General features: G+C 74.1%; 12 protein-coding genes. 9 read left to right on the top strand and 3 right to left on the bottom strand.

Going from position 1 to position 15,330, the window contains the following annotated elements; translation table 11 throughout:
• Positions 1-94: 94 nt before the first annotated feature.
• Complete coding sequence (locus ACFU7Y_RS23620) at positions 95-1,063, bottom strand: NAD-dependent epimerase/dehydratase family protein (protein WP_224282721.1); 969 nt, start codon at positions 1,061-1,063, stop codon at positions 95-97.
• A 494-nt stretch (positions 1,064-1,557) separates the two neighbouring features.
• Here ACFU7Y_RS23620 and ACFU7Y_RS23615 point away from each other — a divergent pair, with 494 nt between their 5' ends.
• The 7 genes from ACFU7Y_RS23615 to ACFU7Y_RS23585 all read left to right on the top strand — a co-directional run bounded on the left by ACFU7Y_RS23615 (position 1,558) and on the right by ACFU7Y_RS23585 (position 10,536).
• Positions 1,558-4,221, top strand: coding sequence for an SdrD B-like domain-containing protein (locus ACFU7Y_RS23615; protein ID WP_224282720.1), 2,664 nt, complete (start codon positions 1,558-1,560; stop codon positions 4,219-4,221).
• 127 nt (positions 4,222-4,348) lie between these two features.
• Positions 4,349-5,146: a hypothetical protein gene (locus ACFU7Y_RS23610; RefSeq protein ID WP_224282719.1), complete on the top strand. Its 798-nt coding sequence runs from the start codon at positions 4,349-4,351 to the stop codon at positions 5,144-5,146.
• A 142-nt stretch (positions 5,147-5,288) separates the two neighbouring features.
• Positions 5,289-6,179 (top strand): ABC transporter substrate-binding protein, encoded by an 891-nt coding sequence (locus tag ACFU7Y_RS23605; RefSeq protein ID WP_224282718.1) that lies wholly within the window; start codon positions 5,289-5,291, stop codon positions 6,177-6,179.
• A gap of 46 nt (positions 6,180-6,225) precedes the next feature.
• A complete protein-coding gene (locus ACFU7Y_RS23600) occupies positions 6,226-7,212 on the top strand; it encodes an amino acid ABC transporter permease (RefSeq protein WP_380769576.1) in 987 nt (328 codons plus the stop codon).
• Positions 7,209-8,018: an amino acid ABC transporter ATP-binding protein gene (locus ACFU7Y_RS23595; RefSeq protein WP_224282716.1), complete on the top strand. Its 810-nt coding sequence runs from the start codon at positions 7,209-7,211 to the stop codon at positions 8,016-8,018. Before ACFU7Y_RS23600 ends, ACFU7Y_RS23595 begins: the two co-directional genes overlap by 4 nt.
• Positions 8,018-9,676 carry an amidohydrolase family protein gene (locus tag ACFU7Y_RS23590; protein ID WP_380769575.1) on the top strand — a complete coding sequence of 553 codons (1,659 nt, stop codon included), beginning with the start codon at positions 8,018-8,020 and terminating at the stop codon, positions 9,674-9,676. The genes ACFU7Y_RS23595 and ACFU7Y_RS23590 overlap by 1 nt, the downstream gene beginning before the upstream one ends.
• Complete coding sequence (locus tag ACFU7Y_RS23585; RefSeq protein ID WP_224285162.1) at positions 9,673-10,536, top strand: serine hydrolase; 864 nt, start codon at positions 9,673-9,675, stop codon at positions 10,534-10,536. The genes ACFU7Y_RS23590 and ACFU7Y_RS23585 overlap by 4 nt, the downstream gene beginning before the upstream one ends.
• A gap of 19 nt (positions 10,537-10,555) precedes the next feature.
• Here ACFU7Y_RS23585 and ACFU7Y_RS23580 read toward each other — a convergent pair whose 3' ends face one another.
• On the bottom strand, positions 10,556-11,479 hold the full coding sequence (locus ACFU7Y_RS23580) for a LysR family transcriptional regulator (RefSeq protein ID WP_224285163.1): 924 nt from the start codon (positions 11,477-11,479) through the stop codon (positions 10,556-10,558).
• Between the two features lie 9 nt (positions 11,480-11,488).
• Positions 11,489-12,826, bottom strand: a complete 1,338-nt coding sequence (gene lysA, locus ACFU7Y_RS23575; protein WP_380769574.1) for a diaminopimelate decarboxylase — start codon at positions 12,824-12,826, stop codon at positions 11,489-11,491.
• A gap of 181 nt (positions 12,827-13,007) precedes the next feature.
• Here lysA and ACFU7Y_RS23570 point away from each other — a divergent pair, with 181 nt between their 5' ends.
• The gene (locus tag ACFU7Y_RS23570) at positions 13,008-13,664 is read left to right on the top strand and encodes a GntR family transcriptional regulator (protein ID WP_380769573.1); all 657 of its coding nucleotides are present in this window, start codon (positions 13,008-13,010) and stop codon (positions 13,662-13,664) included.
• Between the two features lie 86 nt (positions 13,665-13,750).
• The gene (locus tag ACFU7Y_RS23565; RefSeq protein ID WP_380769572.1) at positions 13,751-15,013 is read left to right on the top strand and encodes an MFS transporter; all 1,263 of its coding nucleotides are present in this window, start codon (positions 13,751-13,753) and stop codon (positions 15,011-15,013) included.
• Positions 15,014-15,330 lie beyond the last annotated feature (317 nt).

The raw sequence follows: 15,330 nt of genomic DNA, 5'->3' as shown, positions 1-15,330 counted from the left end.
GGAGATGTCCGGGCCGGGGCCGGACCGGCTGCCGCGGGGCCGCGGTCGGCCCCGCGCCGGCGGTTGCGGTGGTCCGGCCGCTGGTGCCAGGCGCCTACCGCCGGTGCCAGGCGGCGAGGAGCTCGGCCTCCTGGGCGGGGCTGAGGGTGTCCGGCACATGCTCGAACGGCTGGATGTCGCGGGCGGTTTCGGCCACCGGGCGCAGGGCGAGGCCGGTGGCGAGGGCACGCGCCGGATCGGCGGTGCTGGTGGCGCGGGTCTCCGGGATCGCCGGCCAGAGCGGGAGCGCCCGCTGCGTGACGCCGGCGGTGTGGAGGAACTCCTCGGACACCCAGGTGAGGGTGGTGCCGGGCGGGGCGACCGCCGAGGCGATGGCGTCGAGCAGGTCGCCCATGCCGAACGGCGGGGCAGTGGCGGCGTGGTGGGCGCCGGAGGCGCCCCGCTCCAGCAGGGCGACCATCCAGGCGGCGAGGTCGCGGGCGTCGACCACCTGGACCGGTGCGTCCGGCCGGCCGGGGGCGAGCACCTCGCCGCCCCGGGCGAGGCGCTCCACCCAGTAGTCGAAGCGGTGGGTGTAGTCCCGGGGGCCGATCACGTACGTCGGGCGGACCAGCAGCGTCTCCGGGCCGAAGGCCTGCCGGGCGGCGCGCTCGCACTGGACCTTGAGGACGCCGTAGCTCTCGGCGGTGACCTCCTCGGCCTCCGGGCCGTCGGCGGGCAGCAGCGGGGAGTCCTCGGCGTAGCCCGGGGCGGCCGGGACGTCGTACACCGAGAGCGAGGAGACCAGCAGGTAGCGCCCGGCCGCGCCGGGGTCGAGGGCGGCCGCCAACTCCCGGACCTGGCGCGGGAAGTAGGCACACAGGTCGACGGTGGCGTCCCAGCTGCGGCCGCGCAGCACGGACAGGTCGGCGTCGCGGTCGGCGATCAGGTGGGTGGCGTCCGGGAGCAGCCCGGGGCCGGTCCGGCCCCGGTGCAGCACCGTGACCTCGTGGCCGGCGGCCAGAGCCGCCTCGGCGAAGTGGAAACCGATGAAGCGGGTGCCGCCGATGACCAGAATGCGCATCCGAACATCGTGCCAGCCCGCCCCGCGGCGGCGCCAATCGGTGCGTGGTTGTTGCCCGAGTTGTGGGTGGGGCGGGTGAGTCGGGGGCCGGTATGGAGGGTTCCGGGGGGAAGTGTGTTCGACGGTCAACGGCGTGAGGCGGCTGTCGCCGACGGTGGCGGGCCGTGGTCGGCCGGTTTTCGCTGGTCAGTCGCGCGCGGGCGGGGCGGGCAGTGCGACCGTGACGGCCTCGTAACGCCTGATGCCGGGTCAAAGTTCCTGGTTTCCCGGCGAACTTGTGTGAAGTCCCTTTAAGCTCCCGTTAACGATGGCGGCTTTCCGCCACTCGCGAACTCGCTTACGAGAGCGGGCGGGCGGAAGACCCGAACTGGACAATGAGAGCAGGGATGACGACGACAAGTGAACGTACCGCCGGTGCCGCGCGCGGCCCGGGCGGGGGGCGGACGGGTCCACCCGGCCGCCGTGCCGCGGGCCTTCGCACCGCGGGCGGCGCGGTGACGCTGGCCTTGCTGGCCGGTTCCTGGTCCCTGGCGGCGGCCCCACCGGCCTTCCCCCAGACCGGGGACGGCACGGTGGCGGTCCACGTGATCCGGGCCGTGGACACCGACGGTGTCTGGACGCCGGGGCTGGAATCGGGCATGGCGGGCGTGAAGGTGACGCTCACCGACGCCGCCGGGGTCTCGATCGAGGGCACCACGGCGGCGGACGGCACCGTGACGCTGGCGCCGGCCGCGAGCAAGCTGACCGGCGGCAAGTACCGGGTCCAGGTGGTGAACCCGAAGCCGGGCGTGCTCTACCCGGCCTTCGCCTCCCGCGAGGGTCTGAGCGGCGGGCCGAACAAGCTGAGCTCCAACGAGGAGTTCGTCGACCTCTCCGGCGGCAAGAAGGTGGAGATCACCACGGGGCTCTGGAGCCCGGGTGACTACTGCCAGAAGAACGCGCCGCTGGTGTCGACCTGTCAGAACCCGCCCGCGGACGGGGACGCCCAGCACACGCTGGTGTCCTTCCCGTACGAATCCCGCGGAACGGCCGGCACCGGCTTCACCCTGACCGACGTGGCCACAGCCGGGCAGACCGGCAACCTCTACGGCATCGCCTGGAACAAGGCCGACCGGAGGGTGTTCTCCTCGGCCCAGGCCAAGCGGACCACCAAGTACGGTGACGGCGGCCCCGGCGGGATCTACGTCACCGATTGGGACAAGAAGAAGACCACGCTGTTCGCCACCGTCCCGAACGCGGGCACCACCCCGCACACCGGGGGCAACGACGACGGCTTCCTGGCCGCGGTGGGCAAGGAGAGCCTCGGCGGCATCAAGATCACCGACGACGGCAAGGACCTCTTCGTCGTCAACCTGAACGACCGCAAGCTGTACCGCTACGACGCCACCGCGGCGACGGCGGCCGAGCCCAAGGCCGCCTACGCCATCCCGGACCCGGGCTGCCCGGCATCGGGGGACTGGCGTCCGTACGGCCTCGGCATCCAGGACGGCACCGGCTTCCTCGGTGGCGTCTGCTCGGGCGAGTCCACCGGCAAGGCCTCGGACCTGCGGGCCGTGGTGCTGCCGTTCGACCTGTCCACCGGCGCGTTCAAGTCGGCGGTGCTGAACCAGCCGCTGGACTACCCGCGCGGCACCACGGTCGGCGGGCCGTGCCCCGGCACAGGCTGGTTCCCGTGGCAGGACACCTTCCCGACCAGCCAGAAGGGCCAGGCCTGCGGGGACAACTACCTGGCCAACCCCGAGCCGGCGGTGGCCGAGATCGCCTTCGAGACCGACGGCTCGATGCTGCTCGCCTTCCGGGACCGCTTCGGCGACCAGTCGGCGGCCGCCCCGACGGGCGCGGCGATGACCAAGGTCCTGCCCGGCGGTGACCTCCTCAAGGCCTGCCTGGCGAACGGCACGTACGTGCTGGACACCAACCTGGGCTGCGGGTCCACGGCCAAGGGCCAGCGGTTCTTCGACAACGCCCGGATCGGCCACAACAACCCCGCCAACGCCGGGATGGCGTTCTCGAAGGTCGAGGACTCCATCGTGGTCTCGGGCTACGACAGCGACAGCCGGGCCTACGGCTATGGCAGCGCCTTCCAGAAGCGCGACGGCAAGGCGGACGGCGGCGTGCGGCTCAACACGGGCTCCGCCATCCCGCCGTTCGGCAAGGGCGCCGCGATGGGCGACCTGGAGGTCCTCTGCGACCAGGCGCCGCTCCAGATCGGCAACCGGGTCTGGTACGACCCCGAGCGCAGCGGCCTCCAACTGCCGGGCCAGAAGCCGGTACCGGGCGCCACCGTGCACCTGTACGACGAGGCGGGCAAGCTCGTCGGCACCACCAAGACGACCGAGCGCGGCGAGTACTACTTCGACAACAGCAACGTCGAGGGCGGCCTCAAGCCGAGGACCAAGTACACGATCAAGCTGGACAACCCCGCCGACTACGCCAAGGACGGCCCCCTCTTCCAGTGGGTGCCGACCGACCACGACGTCGGTGACAACCACTTCATCGACTCCAAGGGCATCGTTCCGAAGGGCGGCAAGTTCCCGGAGCGGGCACTGACCACCGGCGGCCCCGGCGAGAACGACCACACCTACGACTTCGGTTTCCGCCTTCAGGAGGGTGCGCTGCGCCTGGTCAAGCACGACCAGGACGGCAAGCCGCTGGCGGGCGCCAAGTTCCAGCTGTGGCACGAGACCAACGGGACCGACGGGCTCCAGCCGACCGGCGACAAGCCCGACACCAAGGTCGGTGAGCCCTGCACGACCGGCGCCGACGGCATCTGCCAGGGCACCGGGGTGCCCGGGACGTACTACTGGCAGGAGCTGAGCCCGCCGGCCGGCTACGAGGCACCGGAGGTCACCGTCTTCGGTCCGCTGAAGCTGACCTCGGCGAACCTCGACGCCGGTGTGGAGGTGACGGCCGTCAACAAGCTGATCCCGACGCCGACGCCCACCCCGACTCCGACCGAGACGCCGACCCCGGCGCCGACGTCGGAGGCTCCGGTGCCGCCGGCCCCCGCCCCGCAGCCTCCCGCACCCGGGCAACTGCCCCACACCGGTGCGAGTGAGGGGATGCCGATCGCATTGACCAGTGCGGCGGCGCTGATCGTCCTCGGCACCGCCATGGTGCTGGTGGTCCGCAGGCGCAAGGCCGCCCAGCGCGGCTAGCGTTCGCAGTGGGTGGGCCCGGTGCGGGGAGACCGGCACCGGGCCCGAATCGGGCGGGTTCGTGGGACCGTTGGGTCCTCCGGACCCGCCCGACTGTCGTGTCCGATCGAGGAAAGGGAGCGGCTGCATGCCCCGCAAGACGAAGGCCGAGGCCCGCGCGCCCCGCCGGGCCCGGGCCGGCTGGCTCAAGGCCCTGATCGCGATCGTGGTGTGCGGCGCCGCGGCGGGCGGCGTGGCCGTCTACCGGACGGTCTCCGAGGAGGCCGCCGAACGCCCGGTGACCACCGACGAGGCGGGCCGGCTCGCGCTGTCCCGCCTGAACCTCTACCAGGCGAGCCCGGTGGCGGTGACGCTCACGGCCGACGAGGGCGGGGGCGTCACCATCCGGGTCGACGGGATCGTCGACTACCGCAACCACCGGGGCGTGGGCCGCTACCGGACCACCGGTGCGAGCGGACCGCTGGACCACGGCCTGATCGTCTGGGACACCGGCGGCCTCGGACTGGCCCCCGACCCGGCCGGCACCGCCACCGATGTCCCGGCCTGGCAGCAGGCCGAGCACATCCCGCGCCAGGGCTGGTCGCCGCGGACCTACACCGCGGACCCGCTGGACGCCGGGCTGAACCTGCTGGTCCAGCTCGGTGCCGACCGTCCCGACAACCCGCTGCTGCTCGCCCAGTCCGGGGCCCGCTGGCTGGGCCAGGAGCGGATCGACGGCCGGGGCTACGACCGCTTCGCCGGTCCGCGCGCCCAGGGCGCCGCGCCCGACGGTGCCCGCTCGCCGCTGACCTACTGGGTCGACGGCGACGGCGGGCTGCGCCGGGTGACGATGCGGATGCCGGGGCTGGGCACCCCGGCCACCGTCGACTTCACCGGGCGGCAGGCGGACGCCAAGCTGCCCGAGGCCCCGTGGCTCACCGGCTGACCCAGCACCGCCGGAAGGCCGCGGGACAGGGCGGTCAGCCGTACAAAAATCGTTGGTGAGGCAGCAATAGCTTCATCATCTTCCGTTCACCCGGACTCGGCTGCCAGCATCGGCGCACCGTCACCGCCCGAGGGAGTAGCCGATGAACCGCCCCCGTTCCCTGCGCTGTCTGGCCGCACTGTCCCTGGTCGTCCTGGCCGCCACCGCCTGCGGGCGCTCCGACCAGGGCGGCTCCCCGGCCGCCGGCGCGGCGCAGGCCGCGCAGAACTCCGGGAAGAGCGCCGCCGAGCTGCTCCCGGCGAAGAACAAGCAGAGCGGCGTGCTCAGAGTGGCCACCTCCGTCGGCTACCCGCCGATGGAGATGTACAAGACCGGGACCACCGAGCTGACCGGGGTCGACCCGGACCTCGCCGCCGCCGTCGCCGGGAAGCTCGGCCTGAAGCTGGAGCTCGCCAACTCCTCCTTCGACGGCCTGATCCCCGGCCTCCAGGCCGGCCGCTACGACCTGGTGATGTCCTCCATGACGGACAGCGCGCAGCGCCGCCAGGCTGTCGACTTCGTGGACTACTTCCGCACCGGCGGCGTGATCATGACGAAGAAGGGCAACCCCGAGGGCATCAAGTCCATCGAGGACCTCTGCGGCAAGAAGGTGGTCCTCGCCAAGGGCAGCTCCAACCTGGAGATCGGCGAGCAGCAGAACGCCAAGTGCGCCGCCAAGATGGCGATCTCGCAGAGCGAGGACGCCCCGACCGGGCTGCTCCAGCTGGACAGCGAGCGGGCCGTGGCCACGATCGTGGACTACCCGGTGGCGCAGATGTTCGTGCAGAGCAGCGGCTCCTACGAGGTGCTGCCGGAGCAGTACGGAACGGCGCCGTGGGGCATCGCGGTGGCGAAGAAGGACTCCGGGCTGCGCGACGCGGTGCAGAAGGCGCTCCAGGAGCTGATCGAGAGCGGCGAGTACCGCAAGGTGCTGGACACCTACCAGGTCGGCGGCAGCGCGGTGGAACGCGCCACCGTCAACGCGGCGCAGTGAGATCAGCGGCACCGACGAGATGAGCACCGACATGAGAGACCCCGCGATGCCCGCAGACCCCCCGATGCCCGCCCCGGCGGGCCATGTGCCCCCCGCCGCGGGCGCGTCCGACGACGACCTGGCCTTCGAGGTGACCGGCCGGCCCCGCCCGGCGCGCTGGTTCGCCGTGCTGGCGGCCGCCTTCGTCGCCGTCTGGCTCGCCTGGACCGTCATCGTCAACCCGAACCTGCACTGGGACATCGTCGCCAGGTACCAGTTCGACGGCGTGATCCTGGAAGGGCTCTGGGTGACGGTCCAACTCACCCTGATCTCCCAGGTGGTGGGCATCGTCATCGGCGTGGTGGTCGCGGTGATGCAGCTGTCCGACAGCCCGGTGCTGCGGACCACCGCCGGCGCGTACACCTGGTTCTTCCGCGGCACCCCGCTGCTGGTCCAGCTGATCTTCTGGTTCAACCTGGCGCTGCTCTTCCCGGAGATCAGCATCGGCATCCCGTTCGACGGGCCCAAGCTGGTCAGCTGGCAGTCCAACACCCTGATCACCGGCTTCGTGGCGGCGCTGCTCGGCCTGTCGATCAACGAGGGCGCCTACATGTCCGAGATCGTCCGGGCCGGCATCCAGAGCGTCGACCCCGGGCAGCGCGAGGCCGGTGCCTCGCTGGGCATGTCCAACCGGCAGATCCTCACCCGGGTGGTGCTGCCGCAGGCGATGCGGGTGATCATCCCGCCGTTCGGCAACCAGTTCATCTCGATGCTGAAGACCACCTCGCTGGTCTCCGTCATCGCCGGCGCCGACCTGATGACCGTCTCGCAGCACCTCTACCTCGCCAACTTCGAGGTGATAGCGCTGCTGATCGTCGCGTCCATCTGGTACCTGGTGCTCACCACCATCGCGAGCGTCGCCCAGCACGCGGTGGAGCGGAGGTTCAACCCGGCCGGCGCCCCGCCGGCGCTGCACCGCCGGGTGCTGGCCAACCTGAGGCCCGGGCGCGGCGGAGCGCAGAAGCGGACGACGAAGAAGGGGGAGGGCGCATGAGGACGATCGACCTGGACAAGCCGGGCGGGCCGGCCACCGAGGTGGTCCTGTCGGCGCGGAAGGTGCGCAAGCGTTTCGGGGACCTGGAGGTGCTGCGCGGTATCGACCTGGAGGTGCGGGCGGGGGAGGTGCTCTGTGTGATCGGGCCCTCCGGCTCCGGCAAGTCCACGCTGCTGCGCTGCTTCAACCACCTGGAGAAGATCGACGCCGGGCGGATCGAGGTGGACGGCGAACTGGTGGGCTACGAGCCGCACGGCGCCTCCGGGAGCAGGCTGCGCGAGCGCCGGCCGCGCGACATCCGCCACCAGCGCGAGCGGATCGGCATGGTCTTCCAGCGCTTCCACCTCTTCCCGCACCGCACCGCGCTCCAGAACGTGATGGAGGGCCCGATCGCGGTCAAGCGCCGCCCGCGCGAGGAGGCCGAGCGCCGGGCCCGCGACCTGCTCGCCCGGGTCGGCCTGGCCGACCGCGCCGACCACTACCCGGGCCAGCTCTCCGGCGGTCAGCAGCAGCGGGTGGCGATCGCCCGGGCCCTGGCCATGGAGCCGACCATGATGCTCTTCGACGAGCCCACCTCCGCGCTCGACCCCGAGCTGGTCGGCGAGGTGCTCGGCGTGATGCGCGACCTCGCCCGCAGCGGCATGACGATGATCGTCGTCACCCACGAGATGGGCTTCGCCCGCGAGGTCGCCGACCGGGTCGTCTTCATGGACCAGGGCGCCGTCGTGGAGGCCGGCAGCCCGGCCGAGGTGTTCACCGCCCCGCGGCACGACCGCACCCGGGCCTTCCTCTCGACGGTGCTCTGATGGGAGCGATGGGACTGATGGGAGCGGACGTGACCACGACCCCGGCCGACCTGCTGCTGCGCGGCGCCACCCTGGTGGACGGCACCGGGGCGCCCGCCCGCCCGGCCGACCTCGCCGTCGCGGCCGGCCGGGTCACCGTACTGCCGCCGGGCACCACCGTGGCCGCGACCGAGACGCTGGACGTCACCGGACGGGTCGTCACCCCCGGTTTCGTCGACGTCCACACCCACTCGGACGCGCTCGCCGCCCCGTTCGGCGGCGGCACCCACACCGACGGCGACGCCCTGGACGAACTGCGGCTCGCCCCGCTGCTCCAGGGCGTCACCACGGAGATCAGCGGCAACTGCGGGATCAGCCTGTTCCCCGCGCTGCCCGAGCGGCTGCCCGAACTGGCCGAGCACCTGCGGGTCTCGTTCGGCCTCGGGCCGGTGCTGCCCGCCGAGGACTTCGACGCCTTCGCCGCCGGCCAGCGGCCCGAACTGCGCCGCAACCACATCACCTCGCTGGTCGGCCACGGCACGCTGCGCGCCGGGGTGATGGGCTTCGAGGACCGCCCGCCCACCCCCGAGGAGCTGGCCGCCATGTGCGAACTGCTCGACCGGGCGCTGGCCCAGGGCGCGGCCGGGCTCTCCACCGGCCTGATCTACCCGCCGGGCGTCTACGCGGACACCGAGGAGATCGTGGCCCTGGCGACGGTCGCCGCGCGGCACGGCAAGCCGTACGTGACGCACCTGCGTGACGAGATGTCCCAGGTGGAGAAGGCCCTGGAGGAGGCGCTGGAGATCGCGGTGCGCTCCGGTGCCCCGCTCCAGGTCTCCCACCACAAGACCGCCGGCCGGCACGCCTGGGGCGCCACCCTGCGCACCCTGCCGCGACTGGAACAGGCCCGCGCCGAGGGCGTGGACGTGCTCTGCGACGTCTACCCGTACACCGCCGGCAGCACCGTGCTGCACGCGATGCTGCCACCGTGGACCAGCGAGGGCGGGGTGGCCGCCCTGCTGGAGCGGCTGCGCAGCAAGGAGGCGCGGGACCGGATCCGGGCGGACATCGCGAACGGCGTCGAGGGCTGGGAGAACACCGTCGGCAACGGCGGCTGGGACCTGATCTCGGTGGCCGCCGCCCCGGCCCGCCGCGCCGCCGAGGGCCGCCGGATCGCCGACCTGGCCGCCGAGCGCGGCACCGACCCGGTGGACTACGTCTGCGACCTGCTGCTGGAGGCCCAGGGCGAGGTGACCATCATCAGCCACTCGATGCGCGAGGACGACGTCCGCCGGGTGCTGGCCAGCCCGCTGTCGATGATCGGCTCGGACGGCGTGCCCAAACCCGGCCGCCCGCACCCCCGCTGGGCGGGCAGCTTCGCCCGGGTGCTCGGCCACTACGGGCGCGAGCACGGGCTGCTGCCGCTGGAGCTCGCGGTGCACAAGATGACCGGCCTGCCCGCCGCGCGGTTCGGGCTGACCGGGCGCGGCGTGGTCCGGGACGGCGCCGTCGCGGACCTCGTGGTACTGGACCCGGCGGCCGTCCTGGACGGCGCGACCTTCGAGCAGCCGCTGCTGCCGCCGGCCGGCGTGGAGACCGTCGTGGTGGCCGGGCGGGTCGCGGTGCGCGGCGGGCGGCCGACCGCGATCCGGGCCGGAGAGGTGGTGCGGGTCCGATGAGCCTCGCCCAGGTGGCCGCCGCCGCGCGCAGCTCGGCGGCGCTCCCGCTGACCCTCGCGGTGGCCGCCGTCGACGTGGACGCCCCCGGCCCGGACACCGGTGCCGACGGCGGTGCGGTCGGGGTGGACGACACCGTCGTGCTGCCCGTCGCCAGTGCCTCCAAGCTGCTGCTGCTGGCCGAGGTCGCCCGGCGGCTGGACACCGGAGAACTGACGGCCGGGCAGCCGGTGGAGATCCTCCCCGAGGACGTCACCGGCGGCACCGGCCTGCTCGGCCGGCTCAGCCGCCCGGGCTGGACGGTGGAGGACCTGGCCTGGCTGACCGCCGCGGTCAGCGACAACACCGCCACCAACGCGCTGCTGCGGCTGGTCGGCCTGCCGGCCACCGCACGGCTGGCGCGCGACCTCGGCCTGGAACGGCTCACCCTGCACGACCGGGTGCGCGACGAGCGCGGGCCGGACGTCCCGCCGGTCTTCGCCACCGGCACCGCCCGCGACCTGGCCCGCCTGGTGGCCCTCGCGGTCCAGGGCACCATGGCCACCCCGGCGGCCTCGGCCCGGCTGCTCGGCTGGATGCGCGCCAACACCGACCACGGCCTGGTGCCCGCGCTGATCGACCACGACCCGTACGCGCCCGGCTTCCCCGAGCCGCTGCCCGGCCGCCTGCTGGTGGCCAACAAGACCGGTACGGACACCGGGGTACGGGCGGACGCGGGCGTCATCGTGGGCGCCCGCCGGGTGGCCTACGCGGTCGTCTCGCACTGGGACGTGGCGCTCGGGCCCAGCACCGAACGGGCCGCCGTGCACGCCATCCGGGACGTCGGCCGGGCGCTCGCGGCCTGGGCCCAGCGGCCCGCCTGACGGCTTCGAGCCGGGGGGATCAGGCCCACTGCATGTCGAGCAGGGACCTGATCTCCCCGGCGGCGGCGCCGAGTTCGGCGAGGAAGGCCTGGAGCACCGGGTTGCGGTTGGTGGCCCGGGTGGCCACCCCGATCCGGCGGTGCAGCTGGGGGTGGTCCAGCCGGCAGACGTGCACCCCGGCGCTGTCGGCCAGGCCGAGCGCCGGGATCAGCGCGACGCCCATGCCGGCCCGCGCGAGGTTGATGGTGACCTGGTAGTGGTCGCTGCGGCAGCGCACCCGGGGGCGGAACCCCTCGGCCGCGCAGGCACGTTCGAGCACCGGCTCGCCGGTGCTGCCGCCGTGGGTGCCGATCCAGCTCTCGCCCTCCAGCTCGGCCAGCCGCACCACCGAGCGCCGCCCGAGCCGGTGCCGCAGCGGCACCACGACCAGCTGCGGCTCCTCGAAGTACATCCGCACGTCCACCGCCGCCTGGCGGCACCACGGGTCCAGCGGGTGCTCGAAGACCACGGCCGCGTCCAGCCGGCCGGCCTCCAGGTCCGGGACCAGCTCGTGCGGCTGGCCCATGATGAGCTCCAGCTCCACCTGCGGGTTCCCGGCGGCGAACGCGGCCAGCGCCCGGGGCAGCAGGTCCAGCCCGGCGGAGGCGAAGAAGCCGATCCGCAGCACGCCGGCCGCGCCCTGGGCGTGCGCCCGCAGGTCGTCCTGCGCGACGGCCATCAGGTCGGCGATCGCCTGGGCGTGCTCGGCCAGCCGGACGCCCGCGGGCGTCAGGCGCAGGGACTGCGGAGCCCGTTCCACCAGCGCGACACCCAGCTCGTGCTCCAGACGGGCGAGCTGGTGCGAGATGGCGGACGGGCTCAGGTGCAGGGCCTGCGCCGCGGCCACGATGGTGCCCCGGCGGGCGATCTCCAGGAGGACGAGCAGTCGGGCGCTGTTCAGCATCGGCCCAGGTTATGAGGCGAGTGCCCGCTGCGCAGCCACCGGCTCCCCGGCGCCGCCGTCGGCGGCCACGTCCAGCCGGAGCAGGTCGTGCTCGGTCTCGCGGCGCACCACCAGGCGGGCCTCGCCGTCCCGGACGAAGACCACGGCGGGCCGCGGGAGCTTGTTGTAGTTGGACGCCATGGCGTAGCCGTAGGCGCCGGTCACCGGGGTGGCCAGCAGGTCGCCGACCCGCAGGTCGGCGGGGAGCGCGGCGTCGTCGACGATCACGTCGCCGCTCTCGCAGTGCTTGCCGACCAGCCGGGCACGCCGAGGGCGGGGCGCCTCGGGGCAGCGGGGCAGGAACGCCTCGTAGCGGGCGCCGTACAGCGCGGGGCGCAGGTTGTCGCTCATCCCGCCGTCCACGCTGACGTAGGTGCGCACGGCCTCGATCCGCTTGACGGTACCGACCCGGTACACGGTCAGCCCGGCCCGGGCGGCGATCGAGCGGCCGGGCTCGACGCCCACCTCGCCGCTCCAGCCGGCCCCGCGCACCGCCGCGCGGACCCGCTCGGCCCAGACGGCGAAGGAGGGGGCGCTCTGCCCGTTCAGGTAGGCCACGCCCAGGCCGCCGCCGACGGTCAGCCGGCGCAGGCCGTGCTCCACCGCGAACCGGGCCACCGCCGCGGCGCCGTCGGCCAGCTCGGCCGGGTCCAGCACCTGGGAGCCGACGTGGGCGTGGACGCCTTCCAGCCGTACGGCTGCGGAGCCCGCGGCCCGGCGCACCGCGGCCGCGGCGGCGCCGTCGGCCAGGCCGAAGCCGAACTTGGAGTCGTGGCCGCCGGTCTGGATGGCCTGGTGGGCGCCGGCCGCGACCCCGGGCGCCACCCGCAGCCGGACCCGGGCCGGGGGCAGGCCCTCCTCGCGGTGCAGCCGCTCGATCCGGTCCAGCTCGTCGAAGCTGTCCACCACGATGTGGCGCAGGCCGACGGTCAGCGCGGTGCGCAGCTCGGTCTCGTCCTTGTTGTTGCCGTGGAGCACGATCCGGTCCGGGTCGACCCCGGCGTACAGCGCGGTGCGCAGCTCGCCGCCGGAGGCGACGTCCAGCAGCAGGCCCTCCTCGGTGGCGAGGCGGGCCATCGCGGTGCACAGGAAGGCCTTGGAGGCGTAGGCGACGTTGCCCCGGCCGAAGGCGGCCACCGCCTCGCGGCAGCGCCGGCGCAGGTGCTCCTCGTCGTAGACGAACAGCGGCGTGCCGTACCGGCGGGCGGCCTCGTCCAGGAGCACGCCGCCGACGGCCAGCCCCTCGGGGCGGAACTCGGCGGTGAGCGGCAGCAGGCCCGGATCGACGGGCGGCAGGGCTGGCGACACAGGGGACAAGGCTTCCTCCCGGCAGGCTGGCTGGCCCGCCCATCCTCGGTCCTGCGGGAGGGGCTGAGAAAGCGCATTCTTCCGGCCCTGAGCAGTACCGAAACCGATGCTCCGGCCCGGCGGACGGCCCTGTGGCGGCTGTTGCATCTAAGCTTGCATCTATGGTGCTACGGTGTGTTCCATGGCCGACACCCCGCCCCCTGCCCGCGTCCCGGCCGCGGACCGCGCGTACGAACTGACCAAGGACCTCATCCTCGGCGGCGGCCTCCCCGGGGGGACGCTGATCAGCGAGGGCGAGATCGCCGAACGCACCTCGCTCAGCCGCACCCCGGTCCGGGAGGCCTTCCTGCGGCTGCAGGCCGAGGGGCTGCTCCAGCTCTTCCCCAAGCGCGGAGCCGTCGTGGTGCCGGTCGGCCCCGGCGAGGCCGAGGACGTGCTGGAACTGCGCGAGGCGCTGGAGAGCACCGCCGTACGCCGGATCACCCGCCGCCCCGACGGCCTCGACGCGCTGGTGCGGCAGCTGTCCGAACTGATCGACCAGCAGCGCGAACCCGCCCGCCGGGCCGACCTCGGTGCCTTCGCCGACGCCGACGAGGCCTTCCACCGGGGCATCGTGACGGCCTCCGGCAACGAGCTCGCCGAGCGGTTCTACGGGACACTGCGCGACCGCCAGCGCCGGATGGCCGTCCAGCTGCTCCAGGTCCAGCCGGAGCGGCTGGCCCCGCTGGTCGAGGAGCACACCGTGCTGGTCGAGCGGATCGCGGCCCGCGACGCCGGGGGCTTCACCGTCGCCCTGCGCGCGCACCTGGACGCCCACCGGGCCGTCACCGACCGCTGACCTCTCCTCGGCGCGCGCCGACGGTTCGCGCGCACACCCCCGACGGACCGCCGGGACCCCACCATCCGACAAGGAGCAGCACCACCATGAGCACCACCCGGCCTCCGTCCGCCGGTACCGTCGCACCGTCCGGCCGGGGGCGGCCGTGGCTGCTCGCGGCCCTCGCCATGCTCTGCTGCGGCTGGGGCGGCAACCAGTTCACCCCGCTGCTGCTGATGTACCGCCACCTCGGCGGCTACTCGGAGGTCACCGTGGACGCCTTCCTGGGGGCGTACGTCCTCGGGCTGGTCCCCGGACTGCTGGTCGGCGGCGCCGCCTCGGACCGCTACGGGCGTCGCCCGCTGATGATCGGAGCGGTGGCCGCCTCGCTCGCCGCCAGCGGCGTGCTGTGCGGCGGTGCGGCCGGTGAACTCCCCATCTACGCCGGGCGGTTCCTCACCGGCATAGCCGTCGGCATCGCGATGGCCGTCGGCACCAGCTGGGTCAAGGAGCTCTCCCAGGCCCCGCACGACCCGGCCGCCGACCCGGGCGCCGGAGCCCGCCGCGCCTCCCTCGCCCTGACCCTCGGCTTCGGGCTCGGCGCCGGGGTGGCCGGCGCGCTCGCCCAGTGGGGCCCCTGGCCGATGGTCACCCCGTACCTCGCCCACCTGCTGGTCACCCTGCCCGCGCTGTTCCTGCTCCCGAAGGCCGTCGAGACCCGGGCCCGCACCGCCGCCGTCCGCAGCCTCTGGGCCGACCTCAAGGTCCCGGCGGCCGGGCACCGGCGCTTCGTGCGGGTGGTCCTGCCGATGGCCCCGTGGGTGTTCGGCTCGGCCGGCGTCGCGTACGCGGTGACCCCGCAGCTGGTCGGCGACCGGCTCGGCGACTGGTCGCTGGCCTACGCGACCCTGCTCACCGTCCTCACCCTCGGCACCGGTGCCCTCGTCCAGCCCTTCGCCAAGCGCTTGGACTCACTCTCCTCGGCGCGCGGCGTCATCGTCTCCATGGTGCTGATGGCCTGCGGCATGGCCGTCTGCGCCGGCGACGCGGCGGTCCGCTCCCCGCTGCTCGGCCTGTGCGGCGCGGTCTTCCTCGGCGCCGCCTACGGCATCGGGGTGGTCTCCGGGCTGCTGGAGATCCAGCGCATCGTCACCCCCGACGACCTGGCCGGCATCACCGGCGTCTACTACGCGCTCTGCTACTCGGGCTTCCTGCTCCCCGCGATCCTGGCCGCGCTCTCCTCGCTGGCCTCCTACACCGTGATGCTCGGCGTGGTGACCGCCCTCGCGCTCGCCAGCCTCGCCGTGATCACCCTCTCCTCCCGCCGCACCGCACTCGAACCCCGCCCGGGGGAGCCCTCGCCCCGCTGAGCGCCGAGCACGCCGGCGCATCCCGGGTGGCGGCCCCGGGTGGGCCGGGCGACGATGGGCCGAGCGACGATCGCTCCTCGGCCACGAGGCCGAGCGGATCGCCGACCAGGACGCCCCGGCCCCCGGGAAGAGGCTCCCCGTGAAACCCGACCCCCCGCGCGGTACCGCGCCACCGCCGCGGCCCGGCGCCACCGCGGCGGGCGGCCGGGCCGCGGCCCCCCGCGGGGGGGGGCGCGGGGGGTGGCTGGGGGCCGGCGTGATGTACCCGGGCGGGTATACACAACAGACGCTGCCCGCGCCGCGGGGGGTGTTGGTGG

The organism is Kitasatospora sp. NPDC057542 (genome assembly GCF_042801945.1).
Taxonomy (GTDB): domain Bacteria; phylum Actinomycetota; class Actinomycetes; order Streptomycetales; family Streptomycetaceae; genus Kitasatospora.
Note: the sequence above shows the minus strand (reverse complement) of the source record. Positions and strands in the feature narration are given on the sequence as shown.